At 58.8% G+C, this 16,300-nt stretch carries 13 protein-coding genes, 2 tRNA genes and 3 rRNA genes; 7 read left to right on the plus strand and 11 right to left on the minus strand.

Annotation, left to right across the window (positions count from 1 at the left end):
• Window positions 1-6: 6 nt before the first annotated feature.
• From LOY51_RS18280 to LOY51_RS18290, 3 genes are all read right to left on the minus strand, one after another.
• Complete coding sequence (locus tag LOY51_RS18280) at window positions 7-327, minus strand: hypothetical protein (protein ID WP_125859399.1); 321 nt, start codon at window positions 325-327, stop codon at window positions 7-9.
• A gap of 242 nt (window positions 328-569) precedes the next feature.
• Window positions 570-1,526 (minus strand): agmatinase, encoded by a 957-nt coding sequence (speB, locus tag LOY51_RS18285; RefSeq protein ID WP_125859400.1) that lies wholly within the window; start codon window positions 1,524-1,526, stop codon window positions 570-572.
• 25 nt (window positions 1,527-1,551) lie between these two features.
• Window positions 1,552-2,631 carry an extracellular solute-binding protein gene (locus tag LOY51_RS18290; protein WP_125859401.1) on the minus strand — a complete coding sequence of 360 codons (1,080 nt, stop codon included), beginning with the start codon at window positions 2,629-2,631 and terminating at the stop codon, window positions 1,552-1,554.
• 102 nt (window positions 2,632-2,733) lie between these two features.
• On the opposite strand from LOY51_RS18290, the gene LOY51_RS18295 reads away from it, so the two are divergent.
• The 3 genes from LOY51_RS18295 (at window position 2,734) to LOY51_RS18305 (ending at window position 4,761) form a co-directional block, all read left to right on the plus strand.
• The gene (locus LOY51_RS18295; RefSeq protein ID WP_125859402.1) at window positions 2,734-3,624 is read left to right on the plus strand and encodes a LysR family transcriptional regulator; all 891 of its coding nucleotides are present in this window, start codon (window positions 2,734-2,736) and stop codon (window positions 3,622-3,624) included.
• Window positions 3,625-3,701: 77 nt separating this feature from the next.
• Window positions 3,702-4,172, plus strand: coding sequence for an LEA/WHy family protein (locus LOY51_RS18300; RefSeq protein ID WP_125859403.1), 471 nt, complete (start codon window positions 3,702-3,704; stop codon window positions 4,170-4,172).
• 28 nt (window positions 4,173-4,200) lie between these two features.
• Window positions 4,201-4,761: a GNAT family N-acetyltransferase gene (locus tag LOY51_RS18305; protein WP_258642481.1), complete on the plus strand. Its 561-nt coding sequence runs from the start codon at window positions 4,201-4,203 to the stop codon at window positions 4,759-4,761.
• Window positions 4,762-4,773: 12 nt separating this feature from the next.
• Here the strand turns inward: LOY51_RS18305 and LOY51_RS18310 are convergent, their stop codons facing one another.
• The gene (locus tag LOY51_RS18310) at window positions 4,774-5,037 is read right to left on the minus strand and encodes a hypothetical protein (RefSeq protein ID WP_110993960.1); all 264 of its coding nucleotides are present in this window, start codon (window positions 5,035-5,037) and stop codon (window positions 4,774-4,776) included.
• A gap of 128 nt (window positions 5,038-5,165) precedes the next feature.
• Between LOY51_RS18310 and LOY51_RS18315 the strand changes: the two genes are divergently transcribed.
• The gene (locus LOY51_RS18315) at window positions 5,166-5,486 is read left to right on the plus strand and encodes an ElaB/YgaM/YqjD family protein (RefSeq protein ID WP_125859405.1); all 321 of its coding nucleotides are present in this window, start codon (window positions 5,166-5,168) and stop codon (window positions 5,484-5,486) included.
• A 7-nt stretch (window positions 5,487-5,493) separates the two neighbouring features.
• Here LOY51_RS18315 and LOY51_RS18320 read toward each other — a convergent pair whose 3' ends face one another.
• Window positions 5,494-6,111, minus strand: coding sequence for a MiaE family protein (locus tag LOY51_RS18320; RefSeq protein ID WP_125859406.1), 618 nt, complete (start codon window positions 6,109-6,111; stop codon window positions 5,494-5,496).
• 155 nt (window positions 6,112-6,266) lie between these two features.
• Between LOY51_RS18320 and LOY51_RS18325 the strand changes: the two genes are divergently transcribed.
• Complete coding sequence (locus LOY51_RS18325; protein WP_125859407.1) at window positions 6,267-7,130, plus strand: universal stress protein; 864 nt, start codon at window positions 6,267-6,269, stop codon at window positions 7,128-7,130.
• A gap of 68 nt (window positions 7,131-7,198) precedes the next feature.
• On the opposite strand, the gene rrf is transcribed toward LOY51_RS18325, so the two are convergent.
• From rrf to LOY51_RS18350, 5 genes are all read right to left on the minus strand, one after another.
• Window positions 7,199-7,314, minus strand: a 5S ribosomal RNA gene (gene rrf, locus LOY51_RS18330).
• 148 nt (window positions 7,315-7,462) lie between these two features.
• A 23S ribosomal RNA gene (locus tag LOY51_RS18335) occupies window positions 7,463-10,355 on the minus strand.
• Between the two features lie 245 nt (window positions 10,356-10,600).
• Window positions 10,601-10,676, minus strand: a tRNA-Ala gene (locus LOY51_RS18340).
• A 24-nt stretch (window positions 10,677-10,700) separates the two neighbouring features.
• Window positions 10,701-10,777: transfer RNA gene (locus tag LOY51_RS18345), tRNA-Ile, on the minus strand.
• 86 nt (window positions 10,778-10,863) lie between these two features.
• Window positions 10,864-12,400: ribosomal RNA gene (locus LOY51_RS18350) — 16S ribosomal RNA — on the minus strand.
• Together the 16S, 23S and 5S rRNA genes with 2 tRNA genes alongside form the textbook arrangement of a ribosomal RNA operon.
• Before the next feature lie 629 nt (window positions 12,401-13,029).
• Here LOY51_RS18350 and rhtA point away from each other — a divergent pair.
• Both rhtA and LOY51_RS18360 read left to right on the plus strand, forming a co-directional pair.
• Window positions 13,030-13,917, plus strand: a complete 888-nt coding sequence (gene rhtA / locus LOY51_RS18355; protein ID WP_125464810.1) for a threonine/homoserine exporter RhtA — start codon at window positions 13,030-13,032, stop codon at window positions 13,915-13,917.
• 187 nt (window positions 13,918-14,104) lie between these two features.
• The gene (locus tag LOY51_RS18360; protein ID WP_125464811.1) at window positions 14,105-14,386 is read left to right on the plus strand and encodes a hypothetical protein; all 282 of its coding nucleotides are present in this window, start codon (window positions 14,105-14,107) and stop codon (window positions 14,384-14,386) included.
• A 41-nt stretch (window positions 14,387-14,427) separates the two neighbouring features.
• On the opposite strand, the gene LOY51_RS18365 is transcribed toward LOY51_RS18360, so the two are convergent.
• Window positions 14,428-16,230 (minus strand): aminopeptidase P family protein, encoded by a 1,803-nt coding sequence (locus LOY51_RS18365; protein ID WP_258642483.1) that lies wholly within the window; start codon window positions 16,228-16,230, stop codon window positions 14,428-14,430.
• Window positions 16,231-16,300 lie beyond the last annotated feature (70 nt).

Raw genomic sequence — 16,300 nt, forward strand, 5'->3', positions numbered from 1 at the left:
ATAGGGTCAGGGCACGCGTAGCGAATCGCGCGCTGGCCGGGTGGGTTCCAGGTTGGGCGCCCGCTGCTCGCGGCGCAGGTTGTCGCCGTTACCGATGCCACGGTTGTCGAGGGTCGGCGGGCGCGGGTTGGGCTGGGTGGACGGGCCGCGCACCGGAGGGGTGGCGGGCACGCTGCCCTGGCGGCTATTGGGGTTGGCGCGCTGGATCGGGCTGTTGTAGGGGTTGTTACTGTCGCTGGCGGCCAATTGCATGGGCGCAACGGCAGCGGCCTGCAGCGGCAGGCTCAGCAGCAGGCCAATGGCCAGCGCTGGCAGTGTGGGATTCATGCTTCACCTCCGTACGAAAAGGCGCGCTCCAGGGTTGGATAGCCTAAGACGCGCAGGGTTCGACGCAAAAGCGAGAATGCGGATTGAGATGATTCGTGATGTTTCAGTATGGGTCTTTCCACGCATCGCGGGGCAAGCCCGCTCCCACGGTATGACTGCCCCAAGGGTTGGATTGATGTCCAACTTCCTGAGGGCAGTCCATAGCGTGGGAGCGGGCTTGCCCCGCGATCGTCTGCGTGAATTCAACTCACTTTGTGCCGCGCCGCATACAAGCACAGCATCTCCATTGCCAGCGTCGCCCCGGCCAGGGCGGTGATGTCGGCATGGTCATAGGCCGGGGCCACTTCCACCAGGTCCATCCCCACCAGGTTGATGCCGCGCAGGCCGCCGAGGATCTCCAGCGCCTGCACCGTGCTCAGGCCGCCGCATACCGGGGTACCGGTACCGGGCGCATAGGCCGGGTCGAGGCAATCGATGTCGAAGGTCAGGTACACAGGCATGTCCCCCACCCGCTGGCGAATCGCCGCGATGATCGCCTCGGTGCCCTGGCGATGGACCTGGCGGGCATCGAGGATGGCGAAGCCCTGGCTGTCGTCGTTGGTGGTGCGCAGGCCGATCTGCACCGAGCGCGCCGGGTCTACCAGGCCCTCGCGGGCGGCGTGCCAGAACATGGTGCCGTGGTCGATGCGCTTGCCTTCCTCGTCGGGCCAGGTGTCGCTGTGGGCATCGAAGTGGATCAGCGCCAGCGGGCCATGGCGGCGGGCGTGGGCCTTGAGCAGCGGGTAGCTGATGAAGTGGTCGCCGCCCAGGGTGAGCATGGCGCAGCCGGCTTCGAGGATGCGCTCGGCATGGGCCTCGATGCTGTCGGGTACCGACGCCGGCGTGCCGCTGTCGAACGCACAGTCGCCGTAATCGATCACTGCCAGGTGATCGAACGGGTCGAACGCCCACGGCCAGTGCCGGGCCCAGGCCTGCTGCACCGAGGCGGCGCGGATCGCCCGTGGGCCGAAGCGCGCCCCCGGGCGGTTGCTGGTGGCCGTGTCGAACGGCACGCCGCTGACCACCACATCGACCCCGCGCAGATCGCGGCTGTAGCGGCGCCGGGAAAAACTGGTGATGCCGGCGTAGGTACTCTCGGCGGCGGTGCCGTAGAGGCTGTCACGGGTGATGGCCTGGTCGTTGTCCTGGGCGAGATCCACGGTCTGTCTCCTGGTGTTGTGGTTGTTATTGGCGGCTGCGGAAGGCGGTCCACAGGCGGTTGCGCTGGCGCAGGTCGGACAGCGCCATGCTGCGGTCGGCGAACAGGCGCTGGCGCACTTCGGCCGGGGGGTAGATGTCCGGGTCGGTGCGGATCGCCTCATCCACCAGCGGCGTGGCAGCCTGGTTGGCGTTGGCGAAGAACAGCGAGTTGGTCAGGGCGGCGACAGAGTCGGGGCGCAGCATGAAGGCGATGAAGGCCCGGGCGGCTTCGGGGTGCGGGGCATCCTTGGGGATCACCAGGTTGTCCTGCCACACCAGGGTGCCTTCACGGGGGATGCGGTAGATCAGCTCGAACGGCTTGCCGGCACGGCGGGCCTGGTCGGCGGCGGTGGCGGCGTCGCCGTTGTAGGTAAGTGCCAGGCACACGCTGCCGTTGGCCAGGTCGTTGATCTGACGGCCGTTGGCCACGTAGCTGACCGACGGCTGCAACTGCTGCAACAGGGCTTGGGCGGCGTCCAGGTCGTTCTTGTCCTGGCTGTACGGGTCCTTGCCCAGGTAGTTGAGGGTGAGGCCAATCACCTCCTGCGGTGAGTCGAGCATGGCGATCCCGCAGTCCTTGAGGCGGCTGGCGTACTCGGGTTTGAACAGCAGGTCGAGGCTGTCGAGGGGGACATCACCCAGGCGCTGGCGTACCGCCTCGACGTTCACCCCCAGGCCCAGCGTGCCCCAGGTGTAGGGCACGGCATGGCGGTTGCCCGGGTCGGTTTCGGCCAGCTTGGCCAAAAGATCCGGGTCGAGATTGGCGTAGCCTGGCATCGACTGCGCATCCAGCGGTTGCAGTGCGCCGGCCTTGAGCGCCCGGGCCAGCACGGTGGCCGACGGCACCACCACGTCATAACCGCTGCGGCCTGTGAGCAGCTTGGTTTCCAGCACTTCGGTGGTGTCGAAGGTGTCGTAGCGGACTTTGTAACCGGTCTCTTGCTCGAAGCGTTGCAGGGTTTGCGGGGCGACATAGTCGGCCCAGCTGTAGAGGTTGACGACCTTCTCTTCGGCCTGCAGCGGCAAGGCGATCAGCAGGGACAGCAAGCACAGCGTTCGACGCATGGCGGACACCTCGGCAAATGGGTGGATGCCGCCAGCATGCCTGCCGGGTTACATTGCAAAAATGGCAACTGTGTAAAGCTGACATTCACCTGGAGCAATGTAATGCTTGGACAACTCCATGACCTGGACCTGCACCTGCTGCGGCTGTTCGTGACTGTAGCCGAGGCTGGCGGCTTCAGTGCCGCACAGGGGGTGCTGGGGCTCAGCCAACCGAGCATCAGCCAGCAGATGGCCAAGCTGGAGACGCGCCTGGGCTATCGCCTGTGCAGCCGCGGCAAGGGTGGGTTCCGCCTCACAGAGAAAGGTGAACTGCTGCTGCAGGCGAGCCGTGGCCTGCTGCTGCAGATCGAGCAGTTTCGCCAACAGGCCAACGGCGTGGCCGGGCGCCTGCTGGGCAGTGTGCGCATCGGCCTTGCCGAGAACCAGGACAGCAGCGTCACCCTGCGCATCGCCCAGGCCATTGCGCGTTTTCGCCAGCGTGACGAGGCCGTGCAGCTGGAACTGATCAGCGCCCCGCCTGCAGAACTCGAGCGGCTGTTGCTGGAGCAGCGGCTGGATTGTGCGATCAGCTATTTTTCGGGTAACCAGGCGGCGTTTGACTATCAACCGCTGTTCGATGAACGCCAGCGTTTGTACTGCGGTGCGGGACACGCGCTGTTCGAGGCTGTCGATGTCAGCCGGGAGCAACTGCTGGAAGTTGACCAGGTGCGCCACCCCTATCGCTTTCTCAAGCAGGGCGAGCCGTTCCAGAGCCGCTACAGCAAGGCGGTGGCGGAGCAGATCGACAGCGCGTTGACGCTGGTGCTGTCGGGCCGGCATATCGGTTACCTGCCCTGCCATTGCGCCGCGCCGTGGGAGGCGCAAGGGCTGTTGCGGGCGCTGGATACCGGGCTGGATTTCATCGTGCCGTTTACCCTGGCGCGGCATCGCGGGCAGGTGCCTGGGGAAGCGCAGCGGGCCTTTGTCGAAGATGTGCTCGCGGTGTTCGCTTGAGGGGGCGCCAGTACTTTCAACGCCGCCGTGCATTTGCCACACTGCAGGCTCGCCCGTAAGTCGAGGCCGTGAACGCCATGCTTTTCCGCTGCTGCCTGATCCTGCTGTTGGCCCTGGGCCTCAATGCCTGCGCGCTGTTGCAAAACCGCGACCCGCTGAACATCAGTGTGATCGGCATAGACCCCCTGCCCGGCCAGGATCTGGAGATCCGCATGGCGGTGAAGATCCGCGTGCAGAACCCCAACGAAACAGCGGTCGACTTCAATGGCATCGCGCTCAATCTCGAGGTCAACGACCAGCCCCTGGCGGCTGGCGTGAGTGACCAGCGTGGGCATATCGGCCGTTACGACGAAGCCGTGATCGTGGTGCCGGTGAGCGTCACCGCCTTCGCCTTTCTGCGCCAGGCCTACGGCCTGAGCCGGGTGGATTCGTTGCAAGGGCTGCCTTATGTGCTGCGCGGCAAACTGGCCGGCGGCCCGCTGGGTACTGTGCGTTTCACCGACAAAGGCAAACTGGACTTGCCTGCTGCCACCGCAGCCGGCTGGTAAACATCCTGAATTGGTAATGGAGCTACCAATGTCTTCTACGCCTGAACTGAAAACCGCCCGGCTGCTGCTGCGCCCCTTGCAACTGAGCGACGCAGCGGCCATCCAGCAACTGTTCCCCCACTGGGAAGTGGTGCGCTACCTGAATGCCCTGGTGCCGTGGCCCTACCCGGAGGATGGTGCCTTGCGCTACCTGCGTGATATCTGCCTGCCGGCCATCGCTGCGGGGCGTGAGTGGCACTGGTCGATCCGCCTGCTCGAACGCCCGCAGCAGCTGATCGGCAGCATCAGCCTGATGGACCTGCCCGACAACAACCGTGGTTTCTGGCTGGCACCCGCTCACCAGGGCCGGGGCTATATGACAGAGGCCTGCGCGGTGGTCGATGGGTTCTGGTTCAACACCTTGCAGCGCGAGGTCATGCGCGTGCCCAAGGCGGTGCCCAACGAAGCGTCCAGACGTGTTTCGCAGCGCGGCGGCATGCGCCTGCTGCGCACTGGGCAAGGCAACTTCGTGAGCGGTTGCCTGGCGCAGGAAGTGTGGGAGATCACTCGGCAGGAGTGGCTCGAGCTGGGTGGTGCAGGGGCCGGTTGAAATTGCCCTGACTCAGCGGCCGGCGTTGGCAGCGGCCATCAGCTTGTTGACCTCGCTGCGCACCAGTTGGGTGAACTCGGGCGGCGACATGCCGTCCAGTTCGGCACGCACCCACTCCGCCCACTTGCCCTTGCGTCGCGGTTTTTCTGCGATCAGCCGCCCTGCTTCACCCTTGGCCTTGGCCAGGTTGCCTTGCCAGTATTGGAACAAGCGCGCTTTTTCTGCCTCGATCTGCGCCCGTTCCGCGAAGCTCATGTTGGCCAGATTGAAACTCATGGGTAATACCTGCCACTGAAAAATGGGCGCTATCTTACACCGTAGCGACCGAGCGCCGGTAAGCCGCTGCAACTTTCCCGACGCCACGGCATCCACTGTTCAACCCCACTCTGCACGAGGACGTGTACATGGCCAGGAATACCGCCGCGAAAAACAATGGTGAACAAATCAAGGACCAGGTGTTCAGCGAACTCCAGGCGTTGATCGAGGAGTCCGAGAAACTGCTCAGCGACAGTGCATCACTGGTCGGCGAAGAGGCCGACGGCCTGCGCGCCCAACTGGGGCTCAAGCTGCGCCAGGCCCGTGACGCCACCAGCCGCCTGGGCCAGAAGGCGCAACCGGTGGTCGATGCCACCGAGCAATACCTCGGCGGTCATCCATGGCAGACGGTGGCGATCTCCGCAGGCTTCGGGTTGGTGGTGGGCCTGCTGCTGGGGCGCCGCCAATAGCGGCGGATCAGGCCGCGTGGGCCATGGGGATGCCGCTGTGGAAGCGCATCTCCTGGTCGGGCGAGCTGATCAGTTCGGCTTCCGCTTGCCGTACCTGCTCAACCACTCGGGCGATCTCGGCATCATCGCCGTACACATGGGCCAACTTGAGGTAGCCCTGATAGTGCCGGGCTTCGCTCTTGAGCAGGCCGTGGTAGAAGGTACCGAGTTCTTCGTCCAGGTGCGGTACGAGAGCAGCAAAACGCTCGCAGCTGCGCGCCTCGATAAAAGCCCCCACAACCAGCGTGTCCACCAGCTTCACCGGCTCGTGGGCACGCACCAGGCGACGCAGGCCCGAGGCGTAACGCCCGGCCGACACCGGCCGCAAAGGCACACCGCGTCGCTTCATCAGCCGCAGCACCTGCTCGTGGTGCACCAGCTCTTCACGGGCCAGGCGCGACATCATGTTGATCAGGTCGAGGTGGGTGTTGTACTTGGCGATCAGGCTCAGTGCAGTGCTGGCCGCCTTGAATTCACAGTTCTTGTGATCGATCAGCAGGGTTTCCTGGTCGGCCAGCGCCGCCTCGATCCAGGCGTCTGGGGTACGGCAGCCGAGGAAGGCGTCGATTTCAGGAATCTGGGACATAACACTCACAATCACGAAAGATATCTGCAGGACCGGCGATTATACCGGCGGCAGCGGCGAGTGCCAGTGGCTATTCTTGACGCATATCAAGCGGCGGCAGGAGGTGCGCCGACTATAGTCAGGCATTGGTCGCCATCCAGAAGGGAGTTCACGCCATGCAAGCCGTTCGCAGCATCCTTGTCGTTCTCGACCCCGAGCACGCCCACAGCCGCGCCCTGACCCGGGCCAAGCTGATCGCCGGCGTGACCGGCGCTCGCCTGCACCTGCTTATGTGCGACAAGAAGCATGACCACAGTGCGCTACTGAGCCTGCTCAGCAGCCAGTTGCATGATGACGGGTATGACAATGTCACCCACGAGCAGGCCTGGCACGACGCCCTGCATGAATCCATCATCAGTGTGCAGCAGGCCGAAGGTTGCAATCTGGTCATCAAGGAACATCGGCCGGATAACCCGCTACGCAAGGCACTGCTCACGCCCAGTGACTGGAAACTGCTGCGTCAGTGCCCTTGTGCGGTGCTGATGGTCAAGAGTGAGCGGCCGTGGACTGGCGGGGTGATCCTGGCAGCGGTGGATGTGGGCAACCAGGATGAAGACCACCGCAGGCTGCATGCGAGCATCATCGACCATGGCTATGAGATTGCCAGCCTGGCCAAAGGTGAGCTTCATGTGATCAGCGCACACCCCTCGCCCATGCTGTCGGCGTCAGACCCGGTTTACCAGCTTACCGAGACCATCGAACAGCGGTATCGCGATGCCTGCAAGGCCTTCCAGGCAGAGTTCGACATCAGCGAGGAGCGCCTGCACGTAGCGGAGGGGCCGGCTGATGTACTGATTCCCTTTACCGAGAAGAAGTACGACGCCGTGGTGACCATCATCGGTACCGTGGCGCGGACAGGCATTTCCGGGGCTTTGATCGGTAATACCGCTGAAGTGGTGCTCGACGCCCTCGAAGGCGATGTACTGGTGCTCAAGAGCGAGGAAGTGACAGCGCACCTTGCCGAATTGGCTCGTGGTTGAAGCGCTATAAAACCCTGAAAAGACAAAACCCCTACCTGCATGCGCAGATAGGGGTTTTGCGAAATGAATCTTGACGATGACCTACTCTCACATGGGGAAACCCCACACTACCATCGGCGATGCATCGTTTCACTACTGAGTTCGGGATGGGATCAGGTGGTTCCAATGCTCTATGGTCGTCAAGAAATTCGGTTGCCCAGAATGTCTTGTGAACACTCTTGGCTAATTCGGATATGTGAATTTGTGGTGCTTTTGTGAACAGTGCGAATTTTCGGGTCTTTCGTCTTCACCACCACAATTTGGCATACGTGCTCAAATTGCTTGGGTGTTATATGGTCAAGCCTCACGGGCAATTAGTATTGGTTAGCTCAACGCCTCACAGCGCTTACACACCCAACCTATCAACGTCGTAGTCTTCGACGGCCCTTCAGGGGATTCAAGATCCCAGTGAGATCTCATCTTGAGGCAAGTTTCCCGCTTAGATGCTTTCAGCGGTTATCTCTTCCGAACATAGCTACCCGGCAATGCCACTGGCGTGACAACCGGAACACCAGAGGTTCGTCCACTCCGGTCCTCTCGTACTAGGAGCAGCCCCTCTCAAATCTCAAACGTCCACGGCAGATAGGGACCGAACTGTCTCACGACGTTCTAAACCCAGCTCGCGTACCACTTTAAATGGCGAACAGCCATACCCTTGGGACCGGCTTCAGCCCCAGGATGTGATGAGCCGACATCGAGGTGCCAAACACCGCCGTCGATATGAACTCTTGGGCGGTATCAGCCTGTTATCCCCGGAGTACCTTTTATCCGTTGAGCGATGGCCCTTCCATACAGAACCACCGGATCACTAAGACCTACTTTCGTACCTGCTCGACGTGTTTGTCTCGCAGTCAAGCGCGCTTTTGCCTTTATACTCTACGACCGATTTCCGACCGGTCTGAGCGCACCTTCGTACTCCTCCGTTACTCTTTGGGAGGAGACCGCCCCAGTCAAACTACCCACCATACACTGTCCTCGATCCGGATAACGGACCTGAGTTAGAACCTCAAGGTTGCCAGGGTGGTATTTCAAGGATGGCTCCATGAGAACTGGCGTCCCCACTTCAAAGCCTCCCACCTATCCTACACAAGCAAGCTCAAAGTCCAGTGCAAAGCTATAGTAAAGGTTCACGGGGTCTTTCCGTCTAGCCGCGGATACACTGCATCTTCACAGCGATTTCAATTTCACTGAGTCTCGGGTGGAGACAGCGCCGCCATCGTTACGCCATTCGTGCAGGTCGGAACTTACCCGACAAGGAATTTCGCTACCTTAGGACCGTTATAGTTACGGCCGCCGTTTACCGGGGCTTCGATCAAGAGCTTCGCTTGCGCTAACCCCATCAATTAACCTTCCGGCACCGGGCAGGCGTCACACCCTATACGTCCACTTTCGTGTTTGCAGAGTGCTGTGTTTTTAATAAACAGTCGCAGCGGCCTGGTATCTTCGACCGGCATGGGCTTACGGAGCAAGTCCTTCACCCTCGCCGGCGCACCTTCTCCCGAAGTTACGGTGCCATTTTGCCTAGTTCCTTCACCCGAGTTCTCTCAAGCGCCTTGGTATTCTCTACCTAACCACCTGTGTCGGTTTGGGGTACGGTTCCCAGTTATCTGAAGCTTAGGAGCTTTTCTTGGAAGCATGGCATCAACCACTTCGCGCTCTAAAGAGCACTCGTCATCAGCTCTCGGCCTTGAGATCCCGGATTTGCCTAAGATCTCAGCCTACCACCTTAAACTTGGACAACCAACGCCAAGCTGGCCTAGCCTTCTCCGTCCCTCCATCGCAATAACTGGAAGTACAGGAATATTAACCTGTTTTCCATCGACTACGCTTTTCAGCCTCGCCTTAGGGACCGACTAACCCTGCGTCGATTAACGTTGCGCAGGAAACCTTGGTCTTTCGGCGTGGGAGTTTTTCACTCCCATTGTCGTTACTCATGTCAGCATTCGCACTTCTGATACCTCCAGCAAGCTTCTCAACTCACCTTCACAGGCTTACAGAACGCTCCTCTACCGCATCACCAAAAGGTGATACCCGTAGCTTCGGTGCATGGTTTGAGCCCCGTTACATCTTCCGCGCAGGCCGACTCGACTAGTGAGCTATTACGCTTTCTTTAAAGGGTGGCTGCTTCTAAGCCAACCTCCTAGCTGTCTAAGCCTTCCCACATCGTTTCCCACTTAACCATGACTTTGGGACCTTAGCTGACGGTCTGGGTTGTTTCCCTTTTCACGACGGACGTTAGCACCCGCCGTGTGTCTCCCATGCTCGGCACTTGTAGGTATTCGGAGTTTGCATCGGTTTGGTAAGTCGGGATGACCCCCTAGCCGAAACAGTGCTCTACCCCCTACAGTGATACATGAGGCGCTACCTAAATAGCTTTCGAGGAGAACCAGCTATCTCCGAGCTTGATTAGCCTTTCACTCCGATCCACAGGTCATCCGCTAACTTTTCAACGGTAGTCGGTTCGGTCCTCCAGTCAGTGTTACCTAACCTTCAACCTGCCCATGGATAGATCGCCCGGTTTCGGGTCTATACCCAGCGACTAAAGCGCCCTATTAAGACTCGCTTTCGCTACGCCTCCCCTATTCGGTTAAGCTCGCCACTGAATATAAGTCGCTGACCCATTATACAAAAGGTACGCAGTCACCTAACAAAGTAGGCTCCCACTGCTTGTACGCATACGGTTTCAGGTTCTATTTCACTCCCCTCTCCGGGGTTCTTTTCGCCTTTCCCTCACGGTACTGGTTCACTATCGGTCAGTCAGTAGTATTTAGCCTTGGAGGATGGTCCCCCCATATTCAGACAAAGTTTCTCGTGCTCCGTCCTACTCGATTTCATTGATAAGAGATTTTCGTGTACGGGGCTATCACCCACTATGGCCGCACTTTCCAGAGCGTTCCACTAATCTCAAACCAACTTAAGGGCTGGTCCCCGTTCGCTCGCCACTACTAAGGGAATCTCGGTTGATTTCTTTTCCTCAGGGTACTTAGATGTTTCAGTTCCCCTGGTTCGCCTCTTGCACCTATGTATTCAGTACAAGATAACCAGCTTATGCTGGCTGGGTTCCCCATTCAGAGATCTCTGGATCACAGTCTGTTTGCCGACTCCCCAAAGCTTATCGCAGGCTACCACGTCTTTCATCGCCTCTGACTGCCAAGGCATCCACCGTATGCGCTTCTTCACTTGACCATATAACCCCAAGCAATCTGGTTATACTGTGAAGACGACATTCGCCGAAAATTCGCATTTCGCTCAGTTAAGAGCAGAACTCACAAATTTTACCTTAGCCTGATCACACACCAGTGAAAGTGCATGTCAGTCTATCTATCACATATCCGAATTTTTAAAGAACGATCTGACAAAAGTCAGAAATCAACATTCATTGCCGAATGTTCATTTCTAAGTTCTGAGCAGTGCTGCGAAACCTGAAAGAGTGGTGGAGCCAAGCGGGATCGAACCGCTGACCTCCTGCGTGCAAGGCAGGCGCTCTCCCAGCTGAGCTATGGCCCCATTTGACCAGCCGCACCAAGTAATTGGTAGGTCTGGGCAGATTTGAACTGCCGACCTCACCCTTATCAGGGGTGCGCTCTAACCAACTGAGCTACAGACCTATAACAGGGTTGCGTTACAGCATCGTCTTTACACAATGAATCAAGCAATTCGTGTGGGAGCTCATCAGCAGGCTGATGTCGTCGATTAAGGAGGTGATCCAGCCGCAGGTTCCCCTACGGCTACCTTGTTACGACTTCACCCCAGTCATGAATCACACCGTGGTAACCGTCCTCCCGAAGGTTAGACTAGCTACTTCTGGTGCAACCCACTCCCATGGTGTGACGGGCGGTGTGTACAAGGCCCGGGAACGTATTCACCGCAACATTCTGATTTGCGATTACTAGCGATTCCGACTTCACGCAGTCGAGTTGCAGACTGCGATCCGGACTACGATCGGTTTTGTGAGATTAGCTCCACCTCGCGGCTTGGCAACCCTCTGTACCGACCATTGTAGCACGTGTGTAGCCCAGGCCGTAAGGGCCATGATGACTTGACGTCATCCCCACCTTCCTCCGGTTTGTCACCGGCAGTCTCCTTAGAGTGCCCACCATAACGTGCTGGTAACTAAGGACAAGGGTTGCGCTCGTTACGGGACTTAACCCAACATCTCACGACACGAGCTGACGACAGCCATGCAGCACCTGTGTCAGAGTTCCCGAAGGCACCAATCCATCTCTGGAAAGTTCTCTGCATGTCAAGGCCTGGTAAGGTTCTTCGCGTTGCTTCGAATTAAACCACATGCTCCACCGCTTGTGCGGGCCCCCGTCAATTCATTTGAGTTTTAACCTTGCGGCCGTACTCCCCAGGCGGTCAACTTAATGCGTTAGCTGCGCCACTAAAATCTCAAGGATTCCAACGGCTAGTTGACATCGTTTACGGCGTGGACTACCAGGGTATCTAATCCTGTTTGCTCCCCACGCTTTCGCACCTCAGTGTCAGTATCAGTCCAGGTGGTCGCCTTCGCCACTGGTGTTCCTTCCTATATCTACGCATTTCACCGCTACACAGGAAATTCCACCACCCTCTACCATACTCTAGCTCGCCAGTTTTGGATGCAGTTCCCAGGTTGAGCCCGGGGCTTTCACATCCAACTTAACGAACCACCTACGCGCGCTTTACGCCCAGTAATTCCGATTAACGCTTGCACCCTCTGTATTACCGCGGCTGCTGGCACAGAGTTAGCCGGTGCTTATTCTGTCGGTAACGTCAAAACAGCAAGGTATTAACTTACTGCCCTTCCTCCCAACTTAAAGTGCTTTACAATCCGAAGACCTTCTTCACACACGCGGCATGGCTGGATCAGGCTTTCGCCCATTGTCCAATATTCCCCACTGCTGCCTCCCGTAGGAGTCTGGACCGTGTCTCAGTTCCAGTGTGACTGATCATCCTCTCAGACCAGTTACGGATCGTCGCCTTGGTGAGCCATTACCTCACCAACTAGCTAATCCGACCTAGGCTCATCTGATAGCGCAAGGCCCGAAGGTCCCCTGCTTTCTCCCGTAGGACGTATGCGGTATTAGCGTTCCTTTCGAAACGTTGTCCCCCACTACCAGGCAGATTCCTAGGCATTACTCACCCGTCCGCCGCTGAATCGAAGAGCAAGCTCTTCTCATCCGCTCGACTTGCATGTGTTAGGCCTGCCGCCAGCGTTCAATCTGAGCCATGATCAAACTCTTCAGTTCAATACTGCTTGGATTTTTAAGAAACCCTAAACTTGGCTCAGCAATCTCAAATGACTATGTGATTTCTCGCATGGCCACTTGTGATGCTGATAATCTTTTTGACTATCAGTCCGTACTCACAAGCACCCACACGAATTGCTTGATTCAATTTGTTAAAGAGCGTTTGGTTAAGAACTTTTCGTCTCAACCGAGACGCGCATTCTACGCTTTCCTCATTTGCTGTCAAGCGTTTATTTTGAAGTTCTTTCCGAGAAACTCGTTTAGCTTCAACCGCTTAACTCGCTGCGATCCCTCGTAGCGGGAGGCGAATCATACAGCGTTACAACCTGCTGTCAACCACCTTTTTCACCGCTGCCGATCGTGAGACCGAAACGCTTCCGGAGCCTTCGAATCGCTTAACTCATTGAATTTCAAGGAGTTTTGCGTTCCGTTGTCGCTGGAAGTGGGGCGCATTATAAGGGGATCTGAAACCCCGTCAACCTTTAATTTCATGAAACTGAAATAAAGAGGTAACACCAAGCCCGCAATGCCCCTGCTCGCACAAGAGATAACCTTCCCTTGCACATCCCACCGCAAATTGCGCACTATATTGCTCACCCCGCCGTACAACCATGGACCCTCCCCCTACAATGAACACCCCCCAACGCAGCCTGGCCGCCACCCTGTTCCCCATCGGCCTGCTGCTGATCGCCATGGCTTCCATCCAATCCGGCGCCTCGCTGGCCAAAAGCATGTTCCCTGTCGTAGGCGCACAAGGTACCACCACCCTGCGCCTGATCTTCGCCAGCATCATCATGCTATTGCTGCTGCGCCCCTGGCGAGCACGATTGGACGCCAGCACTCTGCGCAGCGTGATCATCTATGGCATGGCCTTGGGCGGAATGAATTTCCTCTTCTATATGTCACTGCGCAGTGTGCCCTTGGGGATCGCCGTGGCGCTCGAATTCACCGGCCCACTGGCCGTAGCACTATGGGCCTCGCGCCGGGCGCTGGACTTTGTCTGGATTGGCCTGGCGGTAGTTGGCCTGCTGTTGCTGATCCCCGTCGGCCAGTCCGGCGCCAGCATCGACCTGTTGGGTGCCGGCTATGCACTGGGGGCAGGCGTATGTTGGGCGCTCTACATTCTATATGGCCAGCGCGCGGGCGCCGAAAATGGCATCCAGACTGCCGCACTGGGGGTGGTCATCGCCGCGCTGTTCGTTGCCCCCATCGGCATCGTCCATGCCGGCAGCGCACTGCTCACACCGGCTTTGCTACCTGTGGCACTGGGCGTCGCGATTTTGTCGACAGCGCTCCCCTATAGCCTGGAAATGGTCGCTCTGACCCGCATGCCCGCACGTACATTCGGCACCTTGATGAGCATTGAACCGGCATTCGGTGCCCTTTCAGGCTTGCTGTTCCTGGGCGAGAAACTCACCACCTGGCAATGGCTGGCGATCCTCGCCATCATCACCGCATCGGTCGGTGCAACACTGTCGATGAGACGAGAAACAGCACCCGCCGTGGCCGCCGACTGATTTGAGAAATATTTGCATTTAAAACATGCCTGGCCTTGTACCGCTCCCGCCGGCTGATTAAGCTGTCACAAAATCATAATCAAGACGCTATCTACTTGGCTGCAAAAGGACGCAGGGGAATCTCAGGGAAGACTCGAAGCGCTGACGACAGGCCCAGGTATGTAACCGGGCCCGCATAAGGACAGGAATGAAACGTATTTTTCTCATCCTGGCCATCTTGGCCATTGCTGGATGTGCCGCGACTGCCAAGACCGAAGTGAAGCGGGGGAAAAAGGGCATGCACATCAACTGCTCGGGGCTCTCTTCGTCGTGGGACAAGTGCTACAGCAAAGCCGCTAGCGCCTGTAGCAGCAAAGGCTACAAAGTCATCGCCCGCTCTGGCGACAGCGATGAAGAGCCCGGCGACTATATCTTCGGCATCAACCCCGCCGGCTATACCAGCCGCAGCATGATCGTGATCTGCAAGTAGATATGAAAAGGGCAGCCTCCGGGCTGCCCTTTTCGTTGCTGTCAGATCGGTGCGGTGCGCCGCTTCAGCCACTCCAGCGCATCACCCTGGAGCAGCGGCGATAGCCGCTCCCGCACGGTCTCGTGATAGCGATCGAGCCAGGCGATATCTTCGCTGCTCAGCCCTTCGCGCAACAGGCAGCGAGTATCGATCGGGCACAAGGTCAAGGTTTCGAATTCGAGGAAATCACCGAACGCACTGCTGCCTGCCTCGCGATTGACCACCAGGTTCTCGATCCGTACCCCCCACTGTCCCGGTCGATAAGTGCCAGGCTCGATCGAGCTGATCATCCCCGGCTGCATCGCCGTCTGTGGCATGGCCGCCGCCTGGTAGGCAATCACCTGCGGCCCTTCGTGCACATTCATGAAATAGCCCACACCATGGCCGGTGCCATGCCCATAATCGACTTGGTCGGCCCAGATCGGCGCCCGCGCGATGGCGTCGAGCAAAGGTGAAAGAATGCCGCGCGGGAACTTCGCCCGCGACAGCGCGATCATGCCCTTGAGCACCCGCGTGCAATCGGCCTTCTGTTCATGGTTGGGCTCACCGATGGGCACCATCCGCGTGATGTCTGTGGTGCCACCCAGGTACTGGCCACCGGAATCGATCAACAGCAGGCCATTCCCTTCAACAATCGCATGCGATTGATGAGTGGCATGGTAATGGGGCATTGCACCGTTGGCGTTGTAGGCCGCAATGGTCGAGAAGCTCAACGATACGAAGCCAGGCCGCCGGGCACGCGCCTCGCTCAGTTTCTCGTCGATGGTCAGCTCGGTAATCTCCTGCTGCCCCTGATGGGCTTCGAACCAGGCAAAGAATTCGCACAGTGCCGCGCCGTCCTGCTCCATGGCTTTGCGAATGTGAACAAGATCCCCCTCCCCCTTGCGCGACTTGCTCAAGGTCGTGGGATTGATGGCTTCAATCAGCCTCACCTCGTTCGCAAGATGGTCCAGCAAACCACAGGTGACACGCGCCGGGTCCACCATCAAACTGCTTTCAGCGGGGATTGCCGCCAGCGCGCTGCGCACCTCGGTGTAGTCGCACACTTCGATGTGGTCGGCCTTCAGTACCTGGCTCAGATGCTCATCGACCTTGTCCTTGCCTACGAACAGGTAGGCATTGTCCTGACCGATCAATGCAAATGAGACAAACACCGGATTGTAGGAAACATCGCTGCCACGCAAGTTGAACAGCCAGGCAATGTCATCGAGCGTGGCAATAAAATGCCAATCAGCACCCTTGTCCTGCAGCGTGCGACGCAGCTCGGCAAGCTTTTGCGCACGATTGACCGTGGCGTGCGGCGCCAAGTGCTGGTACACCGGATTAGCCGGCAAGGGCGGCCGGTCAGTCCAGACCTGCTCAAACAAATCAAGATCGGTTCGCAGGCTCACACCTCGGGCCTGCAAGCGCTCGTTCAGTTGACGCGCCGAAGCCAAAGCCATCACCGCGCCGTCCACGGCAACCGTGCCTTGAACATGCTCGCCCAACCACTCAAGCGCCCCCGGCTGCCCGGGCCGCAGCTTCATCAGTTCGATACCGCTACCCGCCAGCTCTTTATCCGCCTGCTCCCAATAACGGCTGTCAGCCCACACCCCGGCGAAGTCCGCAGTCACCACCAGCGTGCCCACCGAACCGTAGAAACCGGACAACCATTGCCGCCCCTGCCAATGGCCCGGCAGGTATTCGGACAAATGCGGGTCGGCGGAAGGTACCAAAAGGGCATCGACCCCCTCGCGGGCCATGACCTGACGCACTCGGGCCAGACGCGCCGGTACGGATTCCTGAAGGGGGGACTGACTGTTCATGCGCACTCCTGCGGACACATCTCGACTGATCCAGGCCATCGATAATGGAACAGGCGGCCACCGCCCGCAA

The organism is Pseudomonas sichuanensis (assembly GCF_024749065.1).
Taxonomy (GTDB): Bacteria; Pseudomonadota; Gammaproteobacteria; order Pseudomonadales; family Pseudomonadaceae; genus Aquipseudomonas; species Aquipseudomonas sichuanensis.